General features: G+C 68.5%; 5 protein-coding genes and 1 pseudogene. 2 read left to right on the top strand and 4 right to left on the bottom strand.

Translation table 11 applies throughout. The annotated features are described in order from the left end of the window. Positions 1-508 (top strand): annotated as a pseudogene (locus tag ACFV4K_RS34755) (cytochrome P450); the annotation flags it as partial. A gap of 117 nt (positions 509-625) precedes the next feature. Here the strand turns inward: ACFV4K_RS34755 and ACFV4K_RS34750 are convergent. After that, positions 626-1,849 carry a cytochrome P450 gene (locus ACFV4K_RS34750; RefSeq protein ID WP_379280551.1) on the bottom strand — a complete coding sequence of 408 codons (1,224 nt, stop codon included), beginning with the start codon at positions 1,847-1,849 and terminating at the stop codon, positions 626-628. A gap of 213 nt (positions 1,850-2,062) precedes the next feature. On the opposite strand from ACFV4K_RS34750, the gene ACFV4K_RS34745 reads away from it, so the two are divergent. Next, the gene (locus ACFV4K_RS34745; RefSeq protein ID WP_379280550.1) at positions 2,063-2,185 is read left to right on the top strand and encodes a hypothetical protein; all 123 of its coding nucleotides are present in this window, start codon (positions 2,063-2,065) and stop codon (positions 2,183-2,185) included. A 25-nt stretch (positions 2,186-2,210) separates the two neighbouring features. Here the strand turns inward: ACFV4K_RS34745 and ACFV4K_RS34740 are convergent, their stop codons facing one another. From ACFV4K_RS34740 to ACFV4K_RS34730, 3 genes are all read right to left on the bottom strand, one after another. Beyond that, positions 2,211-3,074, bottom strand: coding sequence for an alpha/beta fold hydrolase (locus ACFV4K_RS34740; protein WP_379280549.1), 864 nt, complete (start codon positions 3,072-3,074; stop codon positions 2,211-2,213). A gap of 150 nt (positions 3,075-3,224) precedes the next feature. Beyond that, positions 3,225-3,836 (bottom strand): TetR/AcrR family transcriptional regulator, encoded by a 612-nt coding sequence (locus ACFV4K_RS34735; protein WP_379280548.1) that lies wholly within the window; start codon positions 3,834-3,836, stop codon positions 3,225-3,227. Between the two features lie 6 nt (positions 3,837-3,842). Further along, positions 3,843-4,631, bottom strand: a complete 789-nt coding sequence (locus ACFV4K_RS34730) for an enoyl-CoA hydratase family protein (protein WP_379280547.1) — start codon at positions 4,629-4,631, stop codon at positions 3,843-3,845. Between the last annotated feature and the right edge of the window lie 54 nt (positions 4,632-4,685).

Below are 4,685 nucleotides of genomic sequence, written 5' to 3'. Positions count from 1 at the left end.
CGTCGAGCCCGCGGCGAACCTCATCGCCAACACGCTGTTGCTGATGATGACCGACCCCCGCTTCACCAGCAGCATCGTTCAAGGGATCCCCCTGCCCACGCGCGTCGCGATCGACGAGCGGTTGACGTCCGACCCGCCGATGGCGAACTACTGCGTCACCTACCCGCAGCAGCCGGTCATGTTGGACAAGGTGTGGCTGCCGGCGCATCAACCGGTCATCATCAGCATGGCCGCCTGCAATACCGACCCAGAGTTGGAACCGGGCAGTCCCCTTGATAACGGCTGGAACTTGGCATTCTCCTCGGGCCCGCACGCCTGCCCCGCGCACGCCCGGCCCTTCGGGGTCCTGCTCGCGCAGGAGGCCATCGATCAACTCCTCGACTACCTACCGGAAATAAGACTGGCGGTGCCTGTCGACGATCTGGTGTGGCGGCCGGGTCCGTTTCACCGCGCGCTGACAGCGCTGCCCGTCGCATTCCCGCCGTCGAAGCCGTTTTCGGTCCCGTAAGGGGGAATCGCCGCGGGGCACCGGCTTTCCGGGCAGGCCCCGCGGCGGGTCAGCGATCAGCCGCTCGCCGAAGCGATGCGGCCGACGCGGTCTAGGGTTCCTTCTCGAATCCCGCGCCTATCGCAGGAATACCGGCAGGCGGGCGTGCCCGTTGGCGATGAAACCGGGCACCGTGCCCAGCTCGTCGGGCGAGGCCGCGAGTTTCATGTGCGGGAACGCCTGGAACAGCGCGGGAAGACCCACGAGGGCCTCGAGCCGTGCCAGCGGTGCGCCGGGACAGCGATGGGGACCGTGCCCGAAGGCCATGTGGCCCTTGTTCGTCCGAGTGGGATCGAACGTACCCGCGCTGTCGCCGTACACCTTCGGGTCCCGGTTGGCGCCGGCGGGGCACGAGAGTATCGGATCGCCCGCGGTGATCGCGACGTCGCCGAGAACGAAATCGGTCACCGCGTAGCGCAGCGGGGCGTGTGCGATCGACGGTTCGAACCGCAGCGTTTCCTCGATCACATCGGACCAGGGCAGACTGCCGTCGAGCGCGGCGGCCAGGTGGTCCGGGTGGGTGAGCAACTGGAAGACGGCCTGGTCGAGCAGGTCCACTGTCGTCTCGTGCCCGGCGTTGATCGTCAGATAGAGCGTCCCGATGAGCTCCTCGACGCTGAAAACCGTTGCGGGATCGTCGGCGTGGGCGATGAGGGTACTGGTCATGTCCTCGGCGGGATTATCGCGACGATACGCGACGAGCTCCTGGAGCAGCCCGATCATTGCCTGGTAGTTGGCCACGGCTTCCGCTTCGCTCAGGGCGACGTCGAAGATTCCGTCCACGCACGTCCGCAGAGGCTCGATCAGCTCCTGGGGAACGCCCATCAACTCGTTGATCACGCGCAACGGCAGCGGATAGGCGAAATGCTCGCGGATGTCGACGGGCTCACCCCCGGTCCTGGCATCGAGACCCGTCACCAGATCATCGGCGATCGCCTGGATCCGAGGCTCCAGCGCCGCGGTCCGCCGGTCGGTGAACACCGGCACCAGAGGGGCGCGGAGCCGACGGTGATCCGGTCCATAGGCGGTGAACATGGACCAGGTGTTCACCCAGTTGAGCAGCGGGAATTCCGTGCCGATCCGGCCTTCCCGGAAGGCCGGCCAGTGCTGGCGCGGGTCCTTGGAAACCGCATGGCTGGAGAGAATCTCCTTGAGCATCGTCGTGTCGGTCACAGACCATGCGAGCACTCCGCCCGGGAGCACGACCTGGGTGACCGGTCCCCGCTCGCGGATACGGGCAATCTCACCCTGGATGTCAGGACCTTCGGGATCGAGGACAATGGGGTCGGTGTGGCTCTTCATGTGAACTCCAATCTGACCGTGAACCCGGCGTGCGGAGGCTGATGTAGCGCCCCCTCGGCTTCAGGGCCTTCACAAAAGTAGCCGATGTTGTTGCTTCTCAACGTTTTACGCCACAGACTCGGGAAACCACACGGGCAGCGATTCCGGGGCGCGGTGAAACGGACCCAGCCGCAGTCTGTCGAGCGGTCCCCGGCGGATCCGTGATACGTCGCCATGCCCACTCAATACGACCCCCAATCCGGCCAGACCTGGACCACCAGCGCCACCACCTACCTCCCCGTCGACATGGCAGCCCGAATCCCCTTGCTGCTCAGCGGTACCGGCAGCAGCCGGTAGGCCCGGACAGATCCCGATCGGGCGGTTACAGGGGGAGCATCGCGGCGGCGATCCGGTCGGATGCGTTGCCGGGCAGGGCGGTACCCACGCCATCGAGGATGAGTAGTTGTGCCCCAGGGATTTCGGTGGCGAGGGCCTCGCCGTTGCCGACCGGGAAGAACGGGTTGGCGCGGCCGTGCACTACGAGCGTCGGTATGGCGAGGGCGGCGAGTCGGGAGCGCCAGCGCGGGGTGCAATCGATGCGGGCGAAGGCCATTCCGAGTTGGTTGGCCTGGTGGACCGCGGGATCGGTTGACGGCGTGCGGTCCCAGATTCGGGTTGCTGTGGTGCGCGCGTCATCCGGGTCGTTGCTCATCAGCTCGGCTCCCGCGGCGGCGAACGCCGCGACCGCGTCGCGGTCGGTCCAGTCCGGCTGGGGGCGGGAGAACAGCGCGCCCATGACGGCGGGGTCGTGGTCGGGTAGGTCGTCGTCGACCGGGCCCGGGGCGACCGGTCGGGTGTTGACGAGGGTCAGTGCGGTGAATACGGCCGGGTGGTCCAGCGCGGCGACCTGGGCGACCATGCCGCCTACGCCGATTCCGGCGAGATGGGCGGTCCCGGCGCCCAGCGCCTCGACCAGCGCGGCCGCGTCTGCGACGAGGTCTCGGAGGTCATAGTTCGGGTTCTCCGGGTCGGCGGTCGTCGACGCACCGGAATCGCGCAGGTCGTAGCGGACCACGTGCCGACCGGCCGATGCGAGCCGCGCGCACAGTTCGTCGGTCCAGGACAGCATCGTCGGGCTGCCGACCAGCAGGACGAGCGGATCATCGGCCCGGCCGAACCTCTCGACGCCGAGGTCCACACCGTTCGCCCGCACCGAGGTCACGCCCATTCGAATCGGTTCCGCCATGCCGAACTCCTGTCTGTCGGTCCGCCCCGATGTACCGACGACGAATCGACCGGAAAGTCATCGGTGTGGTCCTACGCTCGCCCCAGGGCCTGACACCCGAGTCGGGTGGCTGAAACGGCAGCCTTCAGCGCCCGCTGACCGGAGAGCGGGTCAGCGTGCGCTGAGGGCGGTGTGGAGGGTGGCGGCCCACTGCTGAACGATTTCCTTGCGGCGCAAGGAGTCGTCGGTCAGGACGTCGGCGAGGCCGAGGCCGCGGGCCAGATCGAGGGTGGCCTGGACCAGGTGGTGGGTGACCGGGTCGGCGTCGTCCACACCCAGGGCTTCGATGGCCATGCGGTGGGAGATGCGGCCGAAGCGGGCTTCCATGGGGACGATGCGTTCACGGAGGACCGGGTCGGCGGCGGCGTGGGTCCAGACCTGGAGGGCCGCCTTGAAGATGGGGGCCGTGTAGGACTCGACCAAGCCGGCGACGACGGCTTCGGTGCGGGCTACGCCCTCGGCTACCTCCGCTACCGCGAGGGCGTCGGCCTTGGCCTGGGCCATGCGGGCCTCGAACATGTACTCGAGGGCGGCGGTGATCAGGTCTTCACGGGTGGGGAAGTGGTGTTGGGCGGCGCCTCGGGACACCCCGGCTCGTTCGGCGACGACGGCGACCGTGGCGGCCGCCCAGCCCATCTGGGACAGGCAGTCGATGGTCGCCTCCAGCAGCCGCTGCCGGGTGGCCCGGCTGCGGTCCTGCTTGGGTTCGTGGGGTGTCGCCATGGTGACCTATTGTGCCCAGCTCGGTGGGCGGCGCTGCAGGAAGGCCGTCATGCCCTCGATCACCTCAGGGGTGCCGAAGTAGCTCGCTGAGCGTTTGGCCAGTTCCTCGGCCCGCAGGTCGAAGACCTCGAGCAGGTCGGTATTGACCAGACGCTTGGCCTCGGCCAGGCCCTGCGGGGAGCCCTTGCGGAGTTCGGCACGCAGGCGGGCCACCTCGGCGGCGGGGTCGTCGGCGGCCACGGTGATGAGGCCGTTGCGTTCGGCCTCGGCGGCGTCGAAGGTCTCGCCGGTGGAGAAGTAGCGGGCGGCGGCGCGCGGGGACATGCGGGGCAGCAGGGTCAGGGAGATCATGAACGGGGCCAGGCCGATCCGGACCTCGGTGAGGCCGAAGCTGCTGTCGCGGCCCGCGACCACCAGGTCGCAGGCGGCGATGATGCCCATGCCACCCGCGCGGACATTGCCGTTCACCTGCGCCAGCACCGGTTTCGGCATAGCCAGGATGTCGCGCAGCACCGAGATCATCCAGCGAGTGCGGATCTCGGCGGCGGCCGCCGGGTCGGCGTCCACGGCTTCCTTGAGGTCCGCGCCGGCGCAGAAGGTGTTGCCGGTGTGGGTGAGCACGACACCGCGCACGGCGTCATCGGCGGCCGCCCGCTGCAAGCCCGCGAGCAGTTCGGTGACCAGCCGTGAGGACAGGGCATTGCGATTGTGCGGGGAGTCCAGGGTCAGCACCGCGAATCCGTCGCTCACCTCGTAGCGGACGAACGGCGCGTCCGCGCCGGCTGGGTCGGTCATCGAAACTCCTGCTGCTGAGAGACTTTTCGGGAAAGCGGGACGAGTGGCGGTGGC

The sequence above is a fragment of the Nocardia sp. NPDC059764 genome, assembly GCF_042732555.1.
Classification (GTDB): domain Bacteria; phylum Actinomycetota; class Actinomycetes; order Mycobacteriales; family Mycobacteriaceae; genus Nocardia.
The sequence above is the reverse complement of the archived record's forward strand: the minus strand, read 5'-3'. Positions and strand labels throughout refer to the sequence as shown.